This is a genomic window from Niallia sp. FSL W8-0951, from assembly GCF_038006525.1.
Lineage (GTDB): Bacteria > Bacillota > Bacilli > Bacillales > Cytobacillaceae > Niallia > Niallia circulans.
Window position 1 is genome coordinate 1,087,669 of record NZ_JBBOVK010000001.1, and the last position, 20,671, is coordinate 1,108,339.

The following is a 20,671-nucleotide window of genomic DNA, read 5'->3' on the forward strand; positions in this document are numbered from 1 at the left end:
GGTGAATTTAAAAGATTGTCGGCTTTTTTATTGGCAAAATTAAAGGTTTTTTGAAGTAAGTTAGTTAAAGGAGTTTTTAAAATGTTTCTTTTGCACAGTATGCCATCATTACTGTTAGTGTTTTTTATGATGATTATTGTTTCGATGCTGAGTGGACTATTATTTTTGCATCCAAAAGTGCCATTAAGCTATGTAAGGGTTCATATCTGGATAGTGTCTTTTCCGCCTTTGATCGCATTAATCGCACTTATGAATCCGAATGGAATAGAAAATGCAGGTCCTTTTCATATGGATTCCTTGGCTTGGCTGATGACTTTTTTTGTCCTTGCCATCGGTTTAATTGTTCAACGTTTTTCAATCCGCTATTTAATGGGAGATCGATCTTATCGCAAATATTTTACCCTTTTCACTTTTACCACAACTGCCGCTTCCATTGCTTGGCTAAGTGGAGATCTTCGACTGCTGGTTCTATTCTGGGGAGCAACGCTTGCAGGATTAACCTTGCTTATAAGATTAAATAATGGCTGGAAAGTGGCTGCTGAGGCTTCTAAAGTATCTGGTTATCATTTTTTAATCGGTTGGGTGTCCTTGTTATTGGCAGCAATCTGGCTGTCTCACAGTACTGGTTCTTGGCAATTATCAACCGCTCTATCGATTGAAAATTCAGTTGGAATTTCAGCATGGGAAAGAACTGGAATTAATTTATTGATTGTCCTAGCGGTTATCATTCCAGCAGCTCAATGGCCATTCCAAAGATGGTTAGTAGAGTCTGTTGTGGCACCAACACCTGTTTCAGCGATAATGCATGCAGGAATTGTCAATGCAGGCGGAATCATGCTTACTCGTTTTTCCCCATTATTTAATGGTGATTTAGCTCCAACTCTTCTATTACTATTATTTGCCGGGATATCTGTCTTGGTTGGTACTGGAATTAGTTTAGTACAAGTTGACTATAAACGTCAGTTAGTTGGTTCGACGATTGGGCAAATGGGCTTCATGCTCATTCAGTGTGCCTTAGGCGCATATGTTGCTGCCATTATCCATCTTATTTTACATGGTTTATTCAAAGCGACACTATTTTTACAGTCGGGTTCAGCAGTGCGACGTAAGGAAGAGTCTAATTACAGAAAAAAACAGCCTGCTTTTTTATGGACGATAGCAGGGTGGATTTTAAGCATTACTGTGGGGCTAGTTTTTTGGCTCCAAGCACCAAGAGAAGGCTATCAAATAATTAGTTCGTTAATTTTAGTTTGGTCTGTTTCTATTTCTTGGCGACAGCTTGTTGCTTTTGGAGAAGGGAGCATCGGCCGGATTGTTGGTTTAATTTTTGTAGGGGGAACCGCTGCTATTTATTCTTTTATCCATCATTTTTTCTATGACATATTACAGACTGCTGTTTTCAAAGGTTCTCAGCCGCCATTAGCTGTTGTCATTATCGTTGGTTGTCTTTTATTAGTTGGCACTGCGATAGGGGCGATCGCTTCTAGAAATCGTTCGTCCATCTTTTTTACTGTCCTATATCTTTGGTTAGTGCGATTAGGAGAAGCAAAGCCAAAAGCAGTAGAAAGTCATCCGAGCTATCTAAAACAACAATTACCATAAAGGAGGTAATGAGCGATGAGTATTCCATCTGTATTAACAAAAGCTAGTTCAAGCAAAAAAAATATGCCAGATGATTTTGTAGAAGGTGATATTAAGAGTTATGTTGAAGCTGCCAGCAAAGTAATTGCACCGCTGTGGCCAATTTCTACGTTTGCAGCCCGTCATCCGTGGATGGGTCTTGAAAAACAAACTTTTGATCAAGTGGCAGATTGGTTAAAACAGACTCGTGATGTTGATATTTATCCTAGTGCCCCTATGATCCTTTCAGCGAAAAAAAAGGGAGAAATTAAGGAAGTATTTGTTAAGCAGAAGCTAAAGCAATGGCTTGCATCCAATTCCTTTAATATCCCACAAGATGTGGCAGAGCGTTTTTGCCATGCGGCATTAAATTTGGAACCCATTCCATCCAGCCTGCTCTCATCTCATGAATTAAAGAAAAAAGCAGAAGAATATAGGGAGCAACATTCAGATTCATTCCATTATTCTTCTGTGCAGCCAATCAGTTCTCATCTAGAAAGTAAAGATAAGGAAAGTTTAATCAATATACTCGATTACCATGTTATTAAGTGGTGTAAATTATATCTTGATGAGTCGCAGGCTGCCTGGACAATGCCCCATCGAGAGGAAGGTTTTTATCGTTCTTGGCGCCGGCTGATTAGTTATGATCCTGCCCTTACAAAAAAACAACGTGAAAGTTTAAAAAAGTGGCCAAAAGAGGCAGAAATAGCCTTGAATAAAGGATTAAATGCTCTTTCTATTCCTGAACCAGAAAAACAGAAGTATCTTGAAGCACATTTACTATCTTTGCCTGGATGGGCAGGAATGATGCTCTGGCGTTCTAAACAATCGAGTGAGGAAAATAGCCTGCTAACCGAATATTTAGCAGTAAGAATTTCCTTAGAATGGGTGCTTATCAATCCACAGCTTCCTTTTATTCCGAAAAGCTACGAAAATAATCAGTCCATAGATGGTCTTTTAGCAGCGTTGATTCATTGGGGCAGTCTTTCATTAGAGGAATGGTCTCAGTTGTCTAGTGCACAACAACAAGAATACTTGTTATTTGCAGCAAAATTTGATGAGAAGCTTTGCAGAAAACTCTGGCTGGAAGCTTGGGAGCAAACACATGCTGAACAATTAAGTCAAAAAATTAGTGCGAAACAATTTAGTACAAACGATAAGGCAACAACATTAGCACAATTTGTATTCTGTATAGATGTTCGCTCTGAGCCATTTCGTCGTCAGCTTGAAAAAGAGGGACCATTTGAAACAATAGGAATGGCTGGTTTCTTTGGAGTACCGATAGCCACGAATAAATTAGGAAGCGAACACAGTCACCCATCCTTGCCAATTATGCAAAAGCCATTGCATAAAATCATGGAGAGTACAGATGAGAATGAACTTAAAGCCTTTCAACACCGTCAGCAGACCGTTCATTCCTTTAGCGATACTTTCAAATCGATGAAACAGAATTTACTTGCAAACTTACTATTACCAGAATTAAGTGGTCCTTGGCTAAGTCTCCAAATGGCAGCACGCAGTTTTGTCCCAAAAAGTGCCGATCGCTTCATTCATAATCTACGCAAAAATTGGGTGCGTAAACCAAATACAAAACTGGTTCTTAATCATGTTCATCAAACAGAGAACGGGATTCCAATTGGGTTTACCGAGGAAGAGAAAGTTAATTATGCCCGACAAGCATTAAAAATGATGGGGATAACAGAGAATTTCAGCCCATTAGTTGTAATATGTGGACATGGAAGCCACAGTACAAATAACCCTTATGCATCTTCTCTTGATTGTGGTGCCTGTGGCGGGGCTTCAGGTGGATTCAACGCGAGAGTCTTAGCAACTTTGTGTAACCTGCCTGAAGTAAGAAAAGCATTGTCTTTAGAAGGAATAGACATTCCTAAAGAAACGGTTTTCGCAGCTGCTGAGCATAATACAACCGTTGATGAATTAGACTGGATTTACATTCCAGAACTTTCTAAATCAGCACAAGAAGCTTTTCATCGGATTAAAGCCATTTTGCCAAGAGTAAGCAAACAGGCAAATACAGAGCGTTTAGCTAAAATACCGCATTTCTCATCCCAACGCAAAAATCCTCAGTCTGAGGCCCATCAACTAGCAGAGGATTGGAGTGTGATTCGTCCTGAATGGGGCTTAGCTGGTAATGCAGCTTTTATAATTGGTCAACGTGATTTAACAAATGGCTGTGACTTGGAAGGCAGAGTCTTTCTTCATAATTATAAATGGCAGAAGGATGAAAGCGGAGAAATCTTAGATAATATTATTTCAGGTCCAGGAACGGTCACACAATGGATAAATCTAGAATATTACGCATCAACGGTAGCTCCTCATTATTATGGAAGTGGCAATAAGGCAACACAAACCGTAACAGCAGGTCTTGGTGTTATGCAGGGGAATGCGAGTGACTTGTTAACGGGCTTACCGTGGCAGTCTGTTATGCAATCAGATCAAGCTGCATATCATTCACCGCTTCGCTTACTGATTATAATTCAGGCACCCAAAAATTATGTTGAGCGATTATTGCAAAATAATGCTGCATTTCAAGAAAAAGTTCAAAATGGCTGGGTCCGTTTAGCAAGTATTAGCCCAGAAGGCCATTGGGAGAATTGGTAAAGAACGGTTTCCATAACAAAGGAGGGTACGAGATGATTTTAGATAAAACAAAAAAAGTGTTATTTTTGATGGATGTTGGAGATGGATTGGAATCTATTATAAAAGAGGAAACCAATATACAGCCAGAAAACATGCTGACTATAAAATGCTTTGGTCCTGTTATCTCTAATCCTTTTGGAGATATAATGAGGTCAATTATTATTGCTGTCTTTCAGGAAAATGTAGAAGAAATTTTTGTTGTCGGAACAAGCAATGAGGTCAATCGTTTTATTTCTCTAGAAGGACAATTTAAGTCAAGAATCCAGACATTGGATTATCTTCTTCAAAATAGCATGCCTGAATTTACTGGTGAAACGATTAATGAATGGCTAAATGGAAAACAAAATACTGGTGACAATATCAAAAATTGTGTTAAGATGATTTGTCATCATCCATTAGTGCCGCCAACAGTAAAAGTGAGAGGACTACTGATTAATCATCAAGATGGAAAGTCTTCTGTTGTGGAAATAAATACAAATAAAACTGCTTAAAAAGGTTAAAATATGCTAATGCTGATGGTGCTGCAAATCAGATTAGTATATATTCTTTTATATGAAAGAGGTTTAAACCGATTTGTATTTAGCTTAATGATATAGGATGTTTAAGTGTTGAATCATCTTGAAAGACAAATATAGAAAAATAAGTTTTTATCTGTTTAATAGGGGATGCATAATAAAATGAAATTAACAAAAGGTGCTTGTGAAGCAGAAATAAGTAAAGCAATAACACAATGGGAAAAGGATTTTCTTGGTCGGGGATCCTTATCTGTTAAAACTGATATATTACGCGATATGATCATAGTGAATTTGCAGGGCATTCTAACACCAGCGGAATATACGGTGTGTGAAACAAAAGAAGGACTATTAACCATTAAGAAAACACGCTCCGAATTAGTGGAATCAGGTGTTGAAGAACTAAAAAAATGTATATTAACCATTACTGGAGAGGAAGTAAAAAGCTTTCATACAGACTTAAGCTCACGTACAGGTGAACGAGTGATGGTATTTAAATTATATAATAATGTAGAAAATCTCTTTGCGTAAAAGGTTATTATCAATTTTTTATAAAAGAAAATAAAGACACTTAATCAGACTGCGCATAACTTCTATTTATCTTCTTTCATTTAAAGAATAAAAACCCGAATTGGACTTACCCCTGTCAAGTAGACAGCTTTAAAAAGACTAAGCAGCCATCTGGTGTCGATATTCTATAGGTGCCAGGTGGTTGAGTCGTTTTTGGAAGCGTTGGAAGTTATAGAAATAGATGTATTGTTCAACAGCTTGTCTCACTGCTACTTCCGAATTATCGTGTAACAGATACAAACACTCACTTTTAAAGTGAGAGAAGAATGACTCTATACAAGCATTATCGTGGCAGTTTCCTTTACGAGAATGACTGCCTATCATGCCAAGTTGTTCTACTGTTTGATGATATTTAATTGATGTGTATTGAAAGCCTTGGTCGGAGTGAATGATGCTTCGATACACATTTCTTTTTGCCGTCAATTCCTGTAGCGTATCCATGACTAGTTCTAAATCGTTACGTTCGCTAATCTTCCAAGCAACAATTTCGTTGTTATATAAATCTTGCACAGCCGATAAGTAGAGAAAACCACCTTTCGTTGGTAGATACGTAATATCTGTCACGAGTACCTCATTTTCTACACGCTCTTTAAATTGGCGCTCTAACACATTATCAAATACACGCGATATACGATTTCCCCATACTCTACGCTTTTTACGGATAATCGATTGAATACCCAGCTCAGTCATTAACCGATAAACTTTCTTATGATTTACATGAAATCCTTTATCTCGTAAAGCGATTTTCATACGGGGGTAACCATACATTTTATGCGTTTGATGAATCGCTAAAATGAGCTCCTTTAAAAGGATATCATCCTGTTTACGTAATGATACCTTGCCATTTTTGAGCCACTTATAATAGCCTGAACGTTCTACTTTTGCCATTTCAGTGAGCCAAGTAATTGGATAACGATCTTTCATTTCTTCGATAATGTGATAACGATCTGGGAAAGTAGGCATTCCTCCGTTTACAGATTTGGATACTGCTTTTTTAGGTATTCAACCTGAGCCTTATAATAATCACGTTCTTCTTCTACATGCTTAAAATGAATTCTTTTACCTTTTAGTGGATTCTTCACACCTTTTGCGCCAGAACCTACCGATGGAAGGCGTTCAAAGGCTTCAATTGAGCCTACTTCTTTGAATTTCTTAACCCAAGCCTTCACTTGAGAAACATTACGAATTTCATAACGATCCGCAATTTTTTGCATACTCTCATTGCCTGTTAAATAGGCTTGTACAATTTCTAATTTCAAATCATTTGAATACGTATTATTTTTTCTAGACATAGAAAAATCCCCTTTAAGTAAATGTTTATCTACAGCGTACTGTAGTTTTTTTAACATTGTCTACCTAAAGGGGAGCATATCATAATATCCAATTTGGGTTTTTATTCTTTATAACTGCCTCATTATTTGCTAACAGTGTCGTATATAAAAAGTTCGTCTACCGTGGTAGCCAATGCAGAGGCTAAGCTAAATGCTAATTGTAAAGTAGGATCATATTTATCATTTTCAATTGCATTTATCGTTTGTCTTGTCACATTACATAGTTTTGCTAATTCTTCTTGAGATAATTTTGACGATTTTCTTAATTCTCTAATACGATTTTTCATTTATCCACCATATTTCCTCTTAGATAATAGTAATGAAATTAAATATATAACTGAAATTGTAACAAGTAAACTAAATGGTTTCATCCCCTTATAATGGCTGTTCGTCCAAGTTGTTACATAGATAGACTCAATAATCTCTAACAATAAAATACCGATTACAACTACAAAAGTGTATGATTGTGCTCTCATTTTAATGTAAATTGCTCTTTCGTCTCCTAATTTTGGTAATGACACCAGATTCGTCACAATTAATAGAGTACAGATTGCAAAAATAATAAGTGATAAAGCAACTATCCAATTCATCATTCAATCTCCTTTTTTTAAAAAAGTAAAAAGTATTTTACATTTTTATTTTATCATTTGTTCTATAAATGTCAAATTGTTTTTACATTTTTATTTGTGACAAATAGGAATAATCATGTAATGAAACAATAGAAATTTAAAGCCAAGTCCATATAAGGTTAAGTGGGGGAATGACCGTACCTTTACTTTTACTGTAACGTACATGCCCCCCCTAGGCTTGCAGCCAAAGTAAATAAATAGATCCTAATACTGTATTTTTAATAATTCTCCATTGATTTTAATAATCTGCATAAAGCAAGTATAATCCCTTTTCCTCATTTCCTTAGTGAATATGATAGATGTTTGATAAAGCTCTAACTAGCGATATTTTTTGTTTATAAATAATTCAATAGTTGGAATATTATGTTATTATTGGTATAGAAAGATAATAATAAAGTATATTACTAGTAGAAATTAAAAAGTATACGCGTCCGATAAGTGGGGCGCAGTGCAAATGACTAATGATAGAGTGGACAGGCTTTATGATATTGTAAAAAACAGTAGTTTCTCCAATAGAGATATCCTTTTAGGGATTTTGGAGAGGCTAATATTAATATCTTATCTGTTGATGAAAAAGGGAAGAGAAGTAACTGAAAATACAAAACTATTTTAACTAGTCAAAAGGGGAAAAATTATGATTCATAAATTAAAAGAATACGTTGAGAATACAAGTGAAGAAGAAGTAAGGTCATTGTTATTTCTTATTCTGCTACAAATAAGTGTGGAAGAACAGCCAGATGAGGAACTTGCGAAAAGTTTAAGAAGAACTTATCAAAATTATTTACAGGCTAAAACAATTCAACCAAAGATTGAAAATAAAAGGGATTATAAGGTTGTACATATTGCTTTTGGTGAGTCTGCTGCTGGCAGTTTAAGAATGGCACTTAAAGAAATGGGAGTGCAGGATGAGGAAAAAGTTATCTGTTTTTCAGATGATTTTTCCTTTGGACCTTTATGGAAGATAGAGGAGGAAATGGGGCTCGCACTTAGGCACAAATGGTTAATAAACCATATTAATTATGATGAGAAGTACTTATTAAGCTATAAGAGAAGATTCTATAAAACAATTTTAGAAGTAAAGAATATTAAAGAACAGGCCCATATCTTCATTTGGGCAGGTGAAAATGCTGATGAACAAACGGCACAACGCTTTGTTCTTTCTTTATTACAAAATAAAACGAATGATATTTTCTTAATTAATCCTCTGGAATCTTATGAAGAGATAGCTTTCAAATCGGATGCAAAGGACTATGCAATACATACTGGCTTGTTTTCAACTGAGGAGTTACAAGCCATTTATCAAAAAAATAACCGGAAACAGCCACTTACAATGAGTACACGATTTAAGTACATAAATGAGTGGAAGCAAATATCCCAACAGAATAAAAATTTAAGAATCTGGGCGGATAAGAAAATTGATAGTGTTGCAGAAGACTATTACGATAATTATATAATAAAAACAGCTAAAATATTACATAAAGAACAGAATAACGCAGATTTTATAAAATCTGCGCGGCTAATAGGAGAGGTTATAGGAAATCTCAATCAAAGAATCGGAGATATTTACTTCGAATATCGATTAATCCGATTAGTATTAAAAGGGATATTTGAACTAGAAGGGGTTCCTAAAGCCATGCGGTATTACAGTGTTAAGCTACAAGAAAGTCATTTGTATTAAAATCTCTCATTGTTTACTATATATAGTAAACGTTAAGGAGAATCTTTAATGATAGAAAATGAAAAACAAACAGACATTTTTAAATTAGCAATAAAGAAGCTCTGCAAACTAAATTATATTTCTCCCCGAAAACCGAGATTTGAAATCATAGACAACTTTGTTGTGATAAATATTAAAAACCATTTAAAAGATGGCGTAGATTCCGACTGTTTTTTCATATTGAACTTGATATACCAAATAATAGGATCATTGGGAATAAAGTTTCATCAACAATTAATGCTCTTTCCGAACTCGAGGAGAGTAGCTAGCATAGCTGTTTCTTTTAAAGAGAAGGATTATGATGCATTAAATAGGAATTTGAAGGAAGGCAGCATTCCTAATTAATAAATATTTATACATATATAACTTAGCGAAACTAAATGGCCCCATAAACGTATGTATAAATATAGTAAAAATCATGTTTGAATGGATTTCAAACAAAGAAACTAAGTTAACTAATAGGGGGGATGAAATGAATAAAGTTACGATCTTGATAATCATTGGCATATTCCTATTTATGACTGGAATTTACGTATCTGCTTTTCTATCCGCAAATTGGGTGATGATTGGTACAGCGTTCACTGTTGGAGGTGGCATTATTACGGGCGGAAGCTCATATTTTCTAATAAATACAAAAAATGATCAACCACCAAAATGACTAAAAGATAGTAAAAATAGAGCTCGAAAAAGGTGAACATTCAAGAAGAAAATGCCTTTGACAAAGGGGACAAATATGCCTACTAACAAAGGGAATAAACATCCCAAATTGGAAAACTATTTAATATATGGAATGATTTTTGGATTATTAGCTGGTTCCTTATTAGGTACATTTGCTATGATTGCAGGGCATGTATTTATAGCAATAGGCAGCTACGGAGCAGGAGTATCTTTGGGAATGTTGGTAGGAACCTTGTTATATACCATTAAAAAACGAAGTAGCTAAATATAATTATATTTACTGGAAGAGAAAGCAATTATCAACTTAGAGATAAAGAAATCAAGTTTACTATCAACAATTATGATTTTTTTTGTAATTAAACGGAGGTACTTTAGTGGAAGTTGTTTAATAGGTAACCGGATAGAAATGATTAAAAAAGGAACCAATTAGTATTTCGTCAAAGAAATGGAAACAGGTTATATAGTTATTGGTGATTAGGCCGATATATTGTTCCTTTGTAAAGAACATAAGAATGAGTTGGATAGTGATTTTAAGATAAGTTTCTTGCCGAAATGAGTAGAGTATCAGAAGCAGTATATAATTATGAGCTTTTAGGAAATGGCGATCCTCACATTCACTGGCACATTTTCCCAAGCAGCGAACAAGAACCTAATCCAACTCACCCAGTATGGTGTGGACACCTAGAGAGCAAATGTATGCTGAGAATTTGAAAGTAAATGATGAAGAACTATCTGCATTGAAAAAAATTATTAGTAAGTGAATTGGATAAGATAATGCCGAAATACTAAGTGAAAAACCCCGAAAGAGAAATTAGCACACATAATTTCTCTTTTTTGTTTGGATTAACAAATAGATCTTGCCACATGAAACTATAAAAGAAATATAATCTAACACCCATCTTCCTTTTATGTTAATTCAATTTGACAGTTTAGCAAATTACAACTGAATCCTTACTGGAGAAAACTTTTTCAGGTGTTGTCTTGACGTAGAGACTAATGTGTGACAAAATTAACTACCGAACGGTTGGTAGTTATGTATAAGGGAGGTAATTAATTTGAATAAATATTGGATGATGGTTTTTAGTGCTGGAATCGTGGAGGTTGCGTGGGTTTCTGGCTTAAAACATGCATCAAGTTTTTGGGAATGGAGTGGAACCATAATAGCAATTGTCATTAGTTTTTATCTAATGATATATACGACAAGATATTTGCCAATTGGAACAGTTTACGCTGTATTTACAGGATTGGGAACTGCAGGGACAGTGATCGCAGAAATAGTTTTATTTAATGAACCGATTAATATAGCAAAAATAATTTTGATGCTTGTATTATTAATTGGGGTAATTGGCTTGAAAATGGTAACAGATGAAGCAGCAAATCAGGAGGAGGCTTGAATAATAAATGGCATGGTTAGCTTTAATTGCAGCAGGTTGTTGTGAGATAATTGGCGTTATTAATATTAAACGGTTAACGATGAAAAAATGGGATGCACTTCTTTATTTAGTCATTGGATTTATGTGTAGCTTTGCGTTGTTATCCTATGCGATGAAAACTATATCAATGGGAACGGCATATGGCGTATGGACTGGAATTGGTACAGTTGGTTCTGCTCTATTAGGGATGTTTGTATATGGAGAACCAAAGGATGGCAAAAGAATTTTATTTATTTCTATGATACTTGTTGCAGCTGTTGGTTTAAAACTAATCTCGTAAAGGAGAGAGTCCGATGAAAAAAGAAGAAATAAAAAAAGCGGCAATTAAGTTCTTTTTGCAAAATGGGTTTGAAGGAGCTTCTCTTTCAGAAATTGCAGAGGAAGCTGGGATAAAGAAAGCCTCTATTTATTCTCATTTTAAAGGGAAAGATGAATTATTTCTTGAAGTACTAAGGGAAGCAAAAGCAGAAGAAATAACACGCAAAGCGTATTATTTCGAAAAAGAAGACAGTCATAATCCTGAAACTTTTCTTTACGAATATTTACTATACACAAAAGAATTGTTCCAAGAGAATGAAATGTTGAAGTTTTGGCTAAGAATGGGATTTTTCCCACCCTTACATTTATATGATGTCATCCAAAAAGAGGTTTTTGAAGCAGAGCAATTTCAAGAAGAACTAATTGCTCAAAAAAGCAGCAAATGGATCGAACATAGCCAAATTTATGTAAAAGATACTAACACATTTAACCTAGCATTTACAGGAATCATCATGGCAATTATGGTAGAAATAGTTTATTTTAATTCGGAAAAAAGAGTAGATGATAAGCTAGAAGCTTTATGGGAAGTTTTTTGGAAGGGTGTTTCCAGTTAAATAAGAAAGGAAGGGAAATTATTGCAAAAAAACATTATCATGCATTTCCCATTAAATACAGAACAAAATAGCTCCTTAGAACCAAATAGTTATTGGCGCCAAATAATGAAGTACTTTTTACAAAAAGCAGATAGTATTGAAATTCATTGTTGGAATGAAGAAACAACCACAATAGAAGAAATTAAATCCCAATTTTATCTTGATACGGACATAATTCAAGAGGATAAATTAACGATTTTCCACGGGAAGAACACAGCTGCTTTCACTCAATATATTTCAAATAAAGCTGGAGCGTTAAAATGGTTTACTGTAAATTTAATGAATGGTAAAACGAGGGTATTACATTCCAGTCATTGGGGAACAGAGATTTTTGTTCCCAATGTTACGGAACAGGAAATATCCTTTATCAAAAGTGTAAGTCCAAAAGATGCTTTAATTGAAAGCTATCTATTGGAGTGAAAAATGGAATGGAGGTTTTAAGCCTCACCAAATCCTACTGCAAATGCTACTAATGTAAAAAAAACACTTGCTGCCCCATTTAGAAGCACTCCAAGGATAATATTGCTCCATTTTTTTGAAAAAATAGCCAAGATAATGCCTGTTAGAGATAAAATAAGGAAAAGCAAGAAGAAAATCCCTGCATTTTTGGTGTTGAGAAATAAGGATAATATAATACAAATACCTACCATAAGCAGGGACAACCATCATTTTTAGTCATTTAAAATCACCAGTCACTTATCGCAGTAATGTATTTACAATATATTCAAACAAAAACGAGGGTTATTACCAATTAATATAAATGTTGCATATTTTTTAGAAAGTTATTATAAATTAGCCCTTTTATGCTTAGGTAAGCGTATTTTTCATAACTATTTTGGTAGTTTTAGCATTGATTTTAACTTTTTTGTACCATCTAAAGCAAAAACAAAAGAACAAGTTAAAAGACCTTCCTCTACTCTTATTAAGAACAATGATTTTTTAAATCTTTTGTCATTACAGTGAAAATCATTGGATGCCCGTAGAAATCCCCATTATTTTCCTTGGTAATCTTAAATCCTTCTTTTTCATAAAATGATATATTAGGATTTCCTTTATAAACCGTTAACGAGAGAGTCCAAGGATCAGAGAATTTATTAACTCCTATGTTCAATAATTGTCTGCCGATTCCTTGCCCTTGGAAATTTGGATGGATATAGAGGGACTCTAAGTATATATCCTTCTTGTATAAATCTCCTGAAAAAAATGCATATCCTGTAATTTCATCCTTACTTTCTGCAACAAGCGTTAAAGAAGAGTTAAGTCGTTTATCCATTTCACCATCTGAATAAGCATCATTTAAAACTTTCGCTTGTATTCCTTCTGGAATGATTTCACTATATGTATTTTTCCAAGTGACAGCAGCAATTTCCCGGATGGAATCTATATCTAATCTATTCATATCTCTAACAGTAATCATACTTACCTCATCTCCATTTAATGGTGTTTACCAATAAATAGTAACATAGATCATTCTCTTAAACTATGTAGAAACTAAAGGTGAGGATATTTATATAGTAATAACGAGGTGTGGAAGAAATAAGTTCAGGATATATGTAGTTTGGCTGATAAGCCCCCATTTTTGGCTGATAAAATCAAAGTTTGGCTGATAAGCCCCTAGTTTTGGCTGATAAAATTAAAGTTTGGCTGATTCCCACTTAACTTTGGCTGAAAAAAATGAAGTTTGGCTGATAAGCCCCCAGTTTTGGCTGATAAAATTAAAGTTTGGCTGATAAGCTCCTAGTTTTGGCTGAAAAAAATGAAGTTTGGCTGATAAGCCCCTAGCTTTGGCTGATAAAATTAAAGTTTGGCTGATAAGCTCCTAGTTTTGGCTGATAAATTTACAATTTGGCTAATTCACTCCTTGCAATTGTTTATATCTGCAAGAAGAATGATATTTTTTCAACAGATGACAGAGCCTTTGATAAATTTAAATCAAAAATGGAACCAATGAATGTTTATTAGAAAAACATATCAAAACTTTTGAACAAATTTAAGAAAGACCACTTGACGTGACTTATGTGAGGGATAGAGATAGTTAACTGTTGAGTTTGAATATCTTACTGGCATATATGCTAATTATATTTACAACAAAAGATAAAACTCAGACTTTCAATCATTTTTTCATTAAAAAGCACTGGTAGAAGAACTTACCGCAGAGTTAGATTAAATAGAAGCAAACATAGTGTCTTTGGAAATAATGGCAGTATGTTATACTAAATATAACCTATGTAAAAAATTTACTTTTAGTCATTAAGAGAAATATTTGGAGGAGGAAAATGAGAAAATTCTTTTCGATTTTGTCTGTAATTTCCACATTATTAGGATTTCTTCTGTTTATTTCGTTGTCACAAAATGATGAAAAGCTTCTTACCGCTTTATCTTTTGGAACTAAGGGATATCCCTTTATTGTTTTACTAAATCTATACAATATTATAGGTTTCTTGTTTGCTATTTTCGCAGAAAAGAATAAGTATAGAATTTTATTATTTCTTTTTAGTATTTCAATGATATTAACTAGTCTATTTGTAACATTTGTTGCTCTGTATGGTTTCCGAGAACCTTAATAACCCCAATTTATCAGGCTAAATAAGTTATATAGTATTAGTGAGAATAGCTGCGTATTAAGAGATAAGTGTTTGTTTATTGAGGGAGGATAGTTGAATAAGAAATGATTTAATCTCTATTGGTTATATAATTGAAGATTACCTTTGAGGAGAAATAAAAATGCTTCAAATACTGAGAAAATCAGATAATTTAATTATTGTCATACATGAAATCTATGGCATTAATCAACATATAAAGAATTTTTGTGATATATTATCAAAACAGGATTTTGATGTAATCTGCCCAAACTTATTAGAACGAGAACAACCATTTGATTATTCTGAGGAGAAAGTTGCCTATCACAATTTTATGGAGACTGTAGGATTCTCCGATGCTGCAGATAAAATAAAGAATTTATTAGCAGGTGTTAAAAATAAATATCAAAAAATATATATTATTGGATTTAGTGTAGGGGCAACGATTGCTTGGTTGTGCAGCGAGGAAGATTGTCTTGATGGGGTTGTGGGATACTATGGTTCGAGAATAAGGAATTTCACGAAAATAGTACCACTATGTCCTATAATTTTATTCTTTCCTCAAGAGGAGCAATCATTTAATGTGGATGAGTTAATTTTAAATTTAGATAAAAAGAATATAGAAGTACATAAATATATTGGACATCACGGATTTAGCGACCCATACTCTATAAAATTTAATGAGAAATCATCCCAACAAGCTTTCAATGAAATGCTAAACTTCTTAAAGAAACATTGATTTATTAAACAATGTTGATATTCATCTAAAGGGGCAAGTTCATGAAGGATTTTTATCGGTTATTCAATAATCGAGCCTTATTTTTAAATAGCATTCTTTTATGAAATGTTACCAAAAGAAGATTTTGGGACTTTGAAATATTTATTCGAGGTTCTCGCAAATAAATGCGAATAAATATATGGGGTGGTACAATTGCTAAAACAGAAATTAGAAATTTTAGAGCATCAACAGAAATTTATAGGATTTATACAAAAATTAGAAAATTTTAATGAAAATCTGCTTAGAAAACCAATTGGAGAAGGAAAATGGTCTGTCATAGAAATCATAGGCCACTTTTATGCTTGGGATGAATTTGTTTTTCAATACAGAATTCCATATTTATTATCAGCTAAAGATTTGCCAAAAGGTTCTAAAGCTGATGATTTAAACTCTCAATCTGCATTAATTGCTAGAACCGAAGATATAGAGAGTACCTTTAAAAAATGCATACATATTCGATACGAGTTAATTAATCAGTTAAGCAACATATCTGATGATAATTGGTTAATTGAATTACAGATTAATCAATCTAAACTAACACTTTATGAGTACTTAAAAGGATTAATGGAACACGATCTACATCATTTTAAACAAATAAAATCTGCTCTTAAACTACATGATTATTAGTGCAAAAGTTTCTATGCAAGCTAAAATTATCTGTTGTATTTAACTTGAAATTTTGTTTAGTTAAATATAAATAACATTCCATCATGAAAAAGTTCTATTTTCCCAATTTTAGTAGATTTTCTATATCATAAACGAATGTAATGATATTTTTTCCTTTTCCATGTCTAAACACATCCGTAGTACATTCTCCTAACCCACATAAATTAAATCAATATTTCTTCTCATTAATCCTTCCTATAGGTGGGAAGTGGACCTTTTTGAGACCTAGTTCTCTTAATACTAGAATTACCATCAAGCAATATCCATTTTTCTCTTTCAATAAAGGCCATTTCAAGTACTCCTTAGAATGATTTTTCTTGTTGAATACTCCATTTTAGTTTATTTTTCTTCATAGAACAAATGGTGTAGCGAAGGAAGGAATTTAATGATTCAAATAGAATTACTAATAGAACTGCGTTAGGATAAAAGACGTAGAGGAAAAGAATTGGAGATATATGTGATGAATATCAAACTTAATAAAGCTTTAGATCTACGGAAGAATGGTAATTTTAAAGAATCTAACGAAGTGCTTAGTAAATTGGTAAGGGATTTCCCAGAGGATGCTATATATAATTATCAGTACGCCTGGAGCTTTGATATATTGGGAGAAGAAGAAAAGGCAGTGCCATATTACGAAAATGCTATAAAAATAGGATTACCTTCTAAGGATATGGAAGGTGCAATATTGGGATTAGGGAGTACATATAGAGCTTTAGGAGAATATGAAAATTCAAAAGACGTATTCCTAAAAGGAATGGAATTATTCCCAGATAATCATGCAATTCAAGTATTTTATTCCATGACCTTATACAATTTAAAAGAACATAGTAAAGCGATGGAGCTGATACTAAAGTGTTTAATTAATACGACAAATGACACTGAATTACTGAGTTATAAAAGAGCTATAAATTTCTATTCAGATAAATTAGATGAAACTTGGAAGTAATTTATATATTCATCTAAGTTTTGCGTCCTTTCCTCAAATAAGGAGTGGATGCTCTATATTACAAAAGGGACAGTTTAGCTAATAAAAGACTTTTTTATAATTGAATAATGGATGGATAGGCTACACTTAGTTGGACAGATATTTTAAGGTCAAGTAGAATACCAATAAGACAATAAGGGGAGAATCTACCAAAGAGCACGTAGAACATTTACTGCAGAATTCAAACAACAAATGGTGCAACTATATCTGAACGGAAAACCAAGAAAGGATATCATTCGGGAATATGAGTTAACCCCATCTTCCTTAGATAAGTGGATTAATCAGCATCAAACTACCGGTTCCTTTCAAGAAAAGGATAATATAACACCCGAACAAAAGGAACTTCAGGAACTTCGGAAAAGAAACAAGCAACTTGAAATGGAGAATGCCATTTTAAAGCAGGCAGGGCTGATACTAGGACGAAAGTAAATGTAATTAAGAATAACCAACACAAATACTCGATATCAGCAATGTGTAAAGTCCTACAGCTTTCAAGAAACACCTATTATTATGAAGCCAAAGAAAGAGCGTCAGAGGATGATATAACCTCAAAAATCATCGAAATCTTTTGCTTAAGCCGGCAGAACTACGGCACACGTAAGATAAAAGTGGAATGAAAAAAACAAGGATTTATCGTTTCTAGACGCCGAATCGGTCGCATTATGCGGGAACAAGGGCTTGTTTCCTCTTATACTGTGGCTCAATTCAAACCACATTCAAAGAAGTGCAATGAATCCCAGCAACAAAATGAATAAAATCGTGCTTTTCATCAAGAAGAAGAAATGACAGTGGTCGTTAGTGATTGACATACGTAAGGGTCGATAAAAAGTAGCAATACGTATGTGTATTTGTTGATCTCTTTAATCGAGAAATCATTGGACAAAGTACCGGTCCAAACAAAGATGCAGCACTCGTATATCGCGCCTTTTCTTCCATTAAGAAGGATTTAAGAAAGATTCGATATTTCCACACGGATCAAGGAAATGAATTTAAAAATAAGCTAATAGATGAAGCTTTAGAGACTTTCGATATAAAGCAATCATTAAGCATGAAAGGCTGTCCTTATGATAATGCAGTGGCAGAAGAAACATTTAAAATTATCAAAACAGAGTTTATTAAGGAAAGGCATTTTACTAGTTTAGAAGAATTATCAAGGGAATTATACGACTATGTGAATTGGTTTAATTACATTGAATTCATGGAACGTTAGGTTATTTAAGCCCTATTGAATATAAACAGAAACACCTAAAAAAAGTTGTCTAGTTTTGTGTTGACATACCACTGGATACACTTTCAATTGAAGAAATTATTTATATGATGAAAGAATCAGAGTAAACGGAAAGTAAAATAATGTTTAGAGAAATATAGTTAGTTAAAAACTTCGAGATTAAAAGATTCGAAGTTTTTTGTGTGGTTCAGCAAATATACGAGTATTATAAAATTTCCTTCAATAAATTTCTGTAGGGTACAAAATACTTGCTATTTCTATAAAAAGGAAAAAATTCTTCTCTGAATTCTATATTATGGTATTATTAGGATATATTTAACAATAAAATTTATGAGGAGAAGATAATATGAATAAAAAATTAATAAAATTAGTTTTAGTAACAATTATAAGTACTGCTTTGATAATACCAATTTCTGTATTTGCTGAAACTGAATCCAAAGCGAATGATGATATTAGTACGGGTGCCGCATTAAATGATCCAAATTATATTCAAAATGAAGAGTATTATAACTCTCTGGAAGAGAAAAGAGATAAACAAACTGAAAGAGAAGAACAGGCCTTTCAAAAGAAACAAGCTATGTCGAAGGTAGCTGCTAAAACCAATGAGCATTACACGATTTCTGTTAAATATAATAAGCAGCAGTATAGTAACTTTTGCGGAGTAGCTGCTGGTAGACAATCTCTAAGTTTTCATAAATTGAAAAGTGGTAGTTCTGAAAAACTTCCGAGTCAAAAGCATTTCGGAAACACAATAGGTACTCTCCCCAACGGTGGTGGTACAAAATCTACTTTTTTAGCTGATGGTCTTAATAAATATAAATATGTGTATAAATTTAGTGGAAACCCCTATATTGTTGGGAATATCGCTAAATATTCAAAGCCAGCAGTAAAATTAGAAACTCGGGTAAAGACAACATTACGGAATAAGAAAACTGCACCAATTCTATTAACGAGAACTGATTTTATAGAACAATATAGAGGGACAAAATATAGGCACTATGTTACAGTAAGCGGGTATGATAAAAATGCAGATGAATTTCGTTTAGTTGATCCAAATCATCACACTGAATTTACAAAAGGGGGAACATATTGGTCAAAATTAAAGACAACAGTTTCAAAAAAAGGGGTAGCTCGAGCAGTATATGAAGCTGACAAAGAGACAAACGGTTCTAACCCCGTTATGGTTTGGTAATACTACATTAAAGGTTGTGAGAATCTTACAACCTTTCGTATTATATTTTAATCAAAAATTTGTATATTGAAGAAGGAGGGGCGTAATGACGAGAAAAAATACATTTATATTAATAACTATACTAGTACTTATATTTATCGTATTTTATGGTAATCATTTACTTCAAACAAAAAAGTCATCAGCAACAAATTCTAAATCATCGGAAAAGACTCAGATTTATGATAAAGATTTTGATGTGAATGTGAATTTACCCTATAAAGAAATATCATCCTATGCTGCTTACAAAGACAATGTTTATATGAGTGCAGCTGATAACAGCCCTTCAGGAATGGCTAATAAAATCATCCAATACAACAGAAAAACTAATAAAGTTGAAACACTATTCACAACAAAATTCGATAGTTCTTCTATTCAAGGGCTAAAAGCTAATGATAAATGGGTTACATGGGTAGACAGTGATGATTTTGGGGATCAGAAAAACATATATATCATGAATACAAAAACAAGGGAAATTGAGCCGATCACAAAGGAAAACGATAAGTCGATCAAAAATGAATTTCCTGTGTTAGCTGATAATTATCTAGCATGGATATATTTTGATCAAAATAAAAATCAATCTTATGTTATGATAAGAGATTTAAAGACACATCGTAATAAAACTGTTTTTAATCTAAAAACACATACTCTTGATAATGCATTTTTATCCGTTCAAGATGGAAAAATCCTTTTCACAGATATAAGGGAAGGAAAAAGCTACTGTTATTTATATAATATTTCAACGCACAAGTTAGAAGAATTCCAAAGTCCTCATAAGAAGATTGGCTGGGGAGAATTATTAAATGATCACCAAATTGTTTACTTAGCTTTCTTTACTGAGTCTTTTGCAGACAATAAATTGGTTCTTTTCGATACACAAACGAAAAAGGCAAACGAATTCTCAAGTAAGTATATGGAAGTTAATGGACTACGAGTGGATGGTAGCAATCATGTTTTTGTTGGTACTGGTGTTAGTAACCATTTCCAAAAATATCAAATTGATAATGGGAATATAAAAAAAATTGGGGAAATTGAAGATAATGATATTTTTGATATGACGGCTAATAATGGAGTTTATTTAATGAAAATAGAGACGAAAAATAAAGATGAGAAACTAATTATAACATCTAAGTTACCGGAATAAA

The 20,671-nt window shown here is 33.4% G+C and carries 24 protein-coding genes and 2 pseudogenes; 20 read left to right on the forward strand and 6 right to left on the reverse strand.

The window, feature by feature from the left end:
• Positions 1 to 81: 81 nt before the first annotated feature.
• From NSS71_RS05045 to NSS71_RS05060, 4 genes are all read left to right on the forward strand, one after another.
• On the forward strand, positions 82 to 1,602 hold the full coding sequence (locus NSS71_RS05045) for an NADH dehydrogenase subunit 5 (RefSeq protein ID WP_047940241.1): 1,521 nt from the start codon (positions 82 to 84) through the stop codon (positions 1,600 to 1,602).
• 15 nt (positions 1,603 to 1,617) lie between these two features.
• A complete protein-coding gene (locus tag NSS71_RS05050; RefSeq protein WP_047940242.1) occupies positions 1,618 to 4,242 on the forward strand; it encodes a DUF2309 domain-containing protein in 2,625 nt (874 codons plus the stop codon).
• A 32-nt stretch (positions 4,243 to 4,274) separates the two neighbouring features.
• Positions 4,275 to 4,772, forward strand: coding sequence for a carbonic anhydrase (locus NSS71_RS05055; RefSeq protein WP_047940243.1), 498 nt, complete (start codon positions 4,275 to 4,277; stop codon positions 4,770 to 4,772).
• A gap of 186 nt (positions 4,773 to 4,958) precedes the next feature.
• Positions 4,959 to 5,324, forward strand: coding sequence for a DUF2294 domain-containing protein (locus tag NSS71_RS05060; protein WP_047940244.1), 366 nt, complete (start codon positions 4,959 to 4,961; stop codon positions 5,322 to 5,324).
• 138 nt (positions 5,325 to 5,462) lie between these two features.
• Here the strand turns inward: NSS71_RS05060 and NSS71_RS05065 are convergent, their stop codons facing one another.
• From NSS71_RS05065 to NSS71_RS05080, 4 genes are all read right to left on the reverse strand, one after another.
• Entirely contained in the window at positions 5,463 to 6,326 is an 864-nt protein-coding gene (locus tag NSS71_RS05065) for an IS3 family transposase (RefSeq protein WP_047940245.1), read from the reverse strand.
• 8 nt (positions 6,327 to 6,334) lie between these two features.
• Positions 6,335 to 6,655, reverse strand: a complete 321-nt coding sequence (locus NSS71_RS05070; RefSeq protein WP_061800473.1) for a helix-turn-helix domain-containing protein — start codon at positions 6,653 to 6,655, stop codon at positions 6,335 to 6,337.
• Between the two features lie 122 nt (positions 6,656 to 6,777).
• On the reverse strand, positions 6,778 to 6,981 hold the full coding sequence (locus tag NSS71_RS05075; RefSeq protein WP_047940247.1) for a helix-turn-helix transcriptional regulator: 204 nt from the start codon (positions 6,979 to 6,981) through the stop codon (positions 6,778 to 6,780).
• Positions 6,982 to 7,287 carry a hypothetical protein gene (locus tag NSS71_RS05080; protein WP_144545885.1) on the reverse strand — a complete coding sequence of 102 codons (306 nt, stop codon included), beginning with the start codon at positions 7,285 to 7,287 and terminating at the stop codon, positions 6,982 to 6,984. It lies immediately after the preceding gene.
• 466 nt (positions 7,288 to 7,753) lie between these two features.
• On the opposite strand from NSS71_RS05080, the pseudogene NSS71_RS05085 reads away from it, so the two are divergent.
• The 9 genes and pseudogenes from NSS71_RS05085 to NSS71_RS05125 form a co-directional block, all read left to right on the forward strand.
• Positions 7,754 to 7,936: pseudogene (locus tag NSS71_RS05085) on the forward strand (DUF6241 domain-containing protein); the annotation flags it as partial.
• A gap of 21 nt (positions 7,937 to 7,957) precedes the next feature.
• Positions 7,958 to 9,001: a DUF1835 domain-containing protein gene (locus NSS71_RS05090; protein ID WP_047940249.1), complete on the forward strand. Its 1,044-nt coding sequence runs from the start codon at positions 7,958 to 7,960 to the stop codon at positions 8,999 to 9,001.
• Between the two features lie 48 nt (positions 9,002 to 9,049).
• Positions 9,050 to 9,385, forward strand: coding sequence for a hypothetical protein (locus NSS71_RS05095; protein ID WP_047940250.1), 336 nt, complete (start codon positions 9,050 to 9,052; stop codon positions 9,383 to 9,385).
• A gap of 127 nt (positions 9,386 to 9,512) precedes the next feature.
• Positions 9,513 to 9,698, forward strand: a complete 186-nt coding sequence (locus tag NSS71_RS05100; protein ID WP_047940251.1) for a hypothetical protein — start codon at positions 9,513 to 9,515, stop codon at positions 9,696 to 9,698.
• 75 nt (positions 9,699 to 9,773) lie between these two features.
• The gene (locus NSS71_RS05105) at positions 9,774 to 9,983 is read left to right on the forward strand and encodes a hypothetical protein (protein WP_095321417.1); all 210 of its coding nucleotides are present in this window, start codon (positions 9,774 to 9,776) and stop codon (positions 9,981 to 9,983) included.
• Positions 9,984 to 10,773: 790 nt separating this feature from the next.
• The gene (locus tag NSS71_RS05110) at positions 10,774 to 11,112 is read left to right on the forward strand and encodes a DMT family transporter (protein WP_061800467.1); all 339 of its coding nucleotides are present in this window, start codon (positions 10,774 to 10,776) and stop codon (positions 11,110 to 11,112) included.
• A gap of 7 nt (positions 11,113 to 11,119) precedes the next feature.
• Complete coding sequence (locus NSS71_RS05115; RefSeq protein WP_047940253.1) at positions 11,120 to 11,431, forward strand: DMT family transporter; 312 nt, start codon at positions 11,120 to 11,122, stop codon at positions 11,429 to 11,431.
• 13 nt (positions 11,432 to 11,444) lie between these two features.
• Positions 11,445 to 12,023, forward strand: a complete 579-nt coding sequence (locus NSS71_RS05120; RefSeq protein ID WP_047940254.1) for a TetR/AcrR family transcriptional regulator — start codon at positions 11,445 to 11,447, stop codon at positions 12,021 to 12,023.
• A gap of 21 nt (positions 12,024 to 12,044) precedes the next feature.
• On the forward strand, positions 12,045 to 12,482 hold the full coding sequence (locus NSS71_RS05125) for a hypothetical protein (protein WP_047940255.1): 438 nt from the start codon (positions 12,045 to 12,047) through the stop codon (positions 12,480 to 12,482).
• Between the two features lie 17 nt (positions 12,483 to 12,499).
• Here NSS71_RS05125 and NSS71_RS05130 read toward each other — a convergent pair whose 3' ends face one another.
• Complete coding sequence (locus tag NSS71_RS05130; RefSeq protein WP_047940256.1) at positions 12,500 to 12,712, reverse strand: hypothetical protein; 213 nt, start codon at positions 12,710 to 12,712, stop codon at positions 12,500 to 12,502.
• Positions 12,713 to 12,984: 272 nt separating this feature from the next.
• Positions 12,985 to 13,479 (reverse strand): GNAT family N-acetyltransferase, encoded by a 495-nt coding sequence (locus NSS71_RS05135; RefSeq protein ID WP_053215554.1) that lies wholly within the window; start codon positions 13,477 to 13,479, stop codon positions 12,985 to 12,987.
• Positions 13,480 to 14,338: 859 nt separating this feature from the next.
• Here NSS71_RS05135 and NSS71_RS05140 point away from each other — a divergent pair.
• The 7 genes and pseudogenes from NSS71_RS05140 to NSS71_RS05170 all read left to right on the forward strand — a co-directional run bounded on the left by NSS71_RS05140 (position 14,339) and on the right by NSS71_RS05170 (position 20,670).
• Positions 14,339 to 14,626: a hypothetical protein gene (locus NSS71_RS05140; RefSeq protein WP_047940257.1), complete on the forward strand. Its 288-nt coding sequence runs from the start codon at positions 14,339 to 14,341 to the stop codon at positions 14,624 to 14,626.
• Positions 14,627 to 14,786: 160 nt separating this feature from the next.
• Entirely contained in the window at positions 14,787 to 15,380 is a 594-nt protein-coding gene (locus NSS71_RS05145) for a dienelactone hydrolase family protein (RefSeq protein ID WP_047940258.1), read from the forward strand.
• Between the two features lie 192 nt (positions 15,381 to 15,572).
• Positions 15,573 to 16,046 (forward strand): DinB family protein, encoded by a 474-nt coding sequence (locus NSS71_RS05150; protein ID WP_047940259.1) that lies wholly within the window; start codon positions 15,573 to 15,575, stop codon positions 16,044 to 16,046.
• A 499-nt stretch (positions 16,047 to 16,545) separates the two neighbouring features.
• The gene (locus NSS71_RS05155) at positions 16,546 to 17,031 is read left to right on the forward strand and encodes a tetratricopeptide repeat protein (protein WP_047940260.1); all 486 of its coding nucleotides are present in this window, start codon (positions 16,546 to 16,548) and stop codon (positions 17,029 to 17,031) included.
• Between the two features lie 183 nt (positions 17,032 to 17,214).
• Positions 17,215 to 18,333, forward strand: a pseudogene (locus NSS71_RS05160) (IS3 family transposase).
• A 311-nt stretch (positions 18,334 to 18,644) separates the two neighbouring features.
• Complete coding sequence (locus tag NSS71_RS05165) at positions 18,645 to 19,490, forward strand: C39 family peptidase (protein ID WP_095321423.1); 846 nt, start codon at positions 18,645 to 18,647, stop codon at positions 19,488 to 19,490.
• Positions 19,491 to 19,575: 85 nt separating this feature from the next.
• Complete coding sequence (locus NSS71_RS05170) at positions 19,576 to 20,670, forward strand: hypothetical protein (protein WP_047944957.1); 1,095 nt, start codon at positions 19,576 to 19,578, stop codon at positions 20,668 to 20,670.
• The last annotated feature ends 1 nt before the right edge of the window (position 20,671 follow it).

Coding starts and splice junctions, on each gene's coding strand:
- NSS71_RS05045 (WP_047940241.1), top strand. CDS start 82: ATGTTTCTTTTGCACAGTATGCCATCATTACTGTTAGTGTTTTTTATG.
- NSS71_RS05050 (WP_047940242.1), top strand. CDS start 1,618: ATGAGTATTCCATCTGTATTAACAAAAGCTAGTTCAAGCAAAAAAAAT.
- NSS71_RS05055 (WP_047940243.1), top strand. CDS start 4,275: ATGATTTTAGATAAAACAAAAAAAGTGTTATTTTTGATGGATGTTGGA.
- NSS71_RS05060 (WP_047940244.1), top strand. CDS start 4,959: ATGAAATTAACAAAAGGTGCTTGTGAAGCAGAAATAAGTAAAGCAATA.
- NSS71_RS05065 (WP_047940245.1), bottom strand. CDS start 6,326: ATGCCTACTTTCCCAGATCGTTATCACATTATCGAAGAAATGAAAGAT.
- NSS71_RS05070 (WP_061800473.1), bottom strand. CDS start 6,655: ATGTCTAGAAAAAATAATACGTATTCAAATGATTTGAAATTAGAAATT.
- NSS71_RS05075 (WP_047940247.1), bottom strand. CDS start 6,981: ATGAAAAATCGTATTAGAGAATTAAGAAAATCGTCAAAATTATCTCAA.
- NSS71_RS05080 (WP_144545885.1), bottom strand. CDS start 7,287: ATGATGAATTGGATAGTTGCTTTATCACTTATTATTTTTGCAATCTGT.
- NSS71_RS05090 (WP_047940249.1), top strand. CDS start 7,958: ATGATTCATAAATTAAAAGAATACGTTGAGAATACAAGTGAAGAAGAA.
- NSS71_RS05095 (WP_047940250.1), top strand. CDS start 9,050: ATGATAGAAAATGAAAAACAAACAGACATTTTTAAATTAGCAATAAAG.
- NSS71_RS05100 (WP_047940251.1), top strand. CDS start 9,513: ATGAATAAAGTTACGATCTTGATAATCATTGGCATATTCCTATTTATG.
- NSS71_RS05105 (WP_095321417.1), top strand. CDS start 9,774: ATGCCTACTAACAAAGGGAATAAACATCCCAAATTGGAAAACTATTTA.
- NSS71_RS05115 (WP_047940253.1), top strand. CDS start 11,120: ATGGCATGGTTAGCTTTAATTGCAGCAGGTTGTTGTGAGATAATTGGC.
- NSS71_RS05120 (WP_047940254.1), top strand. CDS start 11,445: ATGAAAAAAGAAGAAATAAAAAAAGCGGCAATTAAGTTCTTTTTGCAA.
- NSS71_RS05130 (WP_047940256.1), bottom strand. CDS start 12,712: ATGGTAGGTATTTGTATTATATTATCCTTATTTCTCAACACCAAAAAT.
- NSS71_RS05135 (WP_053215554.1), bottom strand. CDS start 13,479: ATGATTACTGTTAGAGATATGAATAGATTAGATATAGATTCCATCCGG.
- NSS71_RS05140 (WP_047940257.1), top strand. CDS start 14,339: ATGAGAAAATTCTTTTCGATTTTGTCTGTAATTTCCACATTATTAGGA.
- NSS71_RS05145 (WP_047940258.1), top strand. CDS start 14,787: ATGCTTCAAATACTGAGAAAATCAGATAATTTAATTATTGTCATACAT.
- NSS71_RS05155 (WP_047940260.1), top strand. CDS start 16,546: ATGAATATCAAACTTAATAAAGCTTTAGATCTACGGAAGAATGGTAAT.
- NSS71_RS05165 (WP_095321423.1), top strand. CDS start 18,645: ATGAATAAAAAATTAATAAAATTAGTTTTAGTAACAATTATAAGTACT.
- NSS71_RS05170 (WP_047944957.1), top strand. CDS start 19,576: ATGACGAGAAAAAATACATTTATATTAATAACTATACTAGTACTTATA.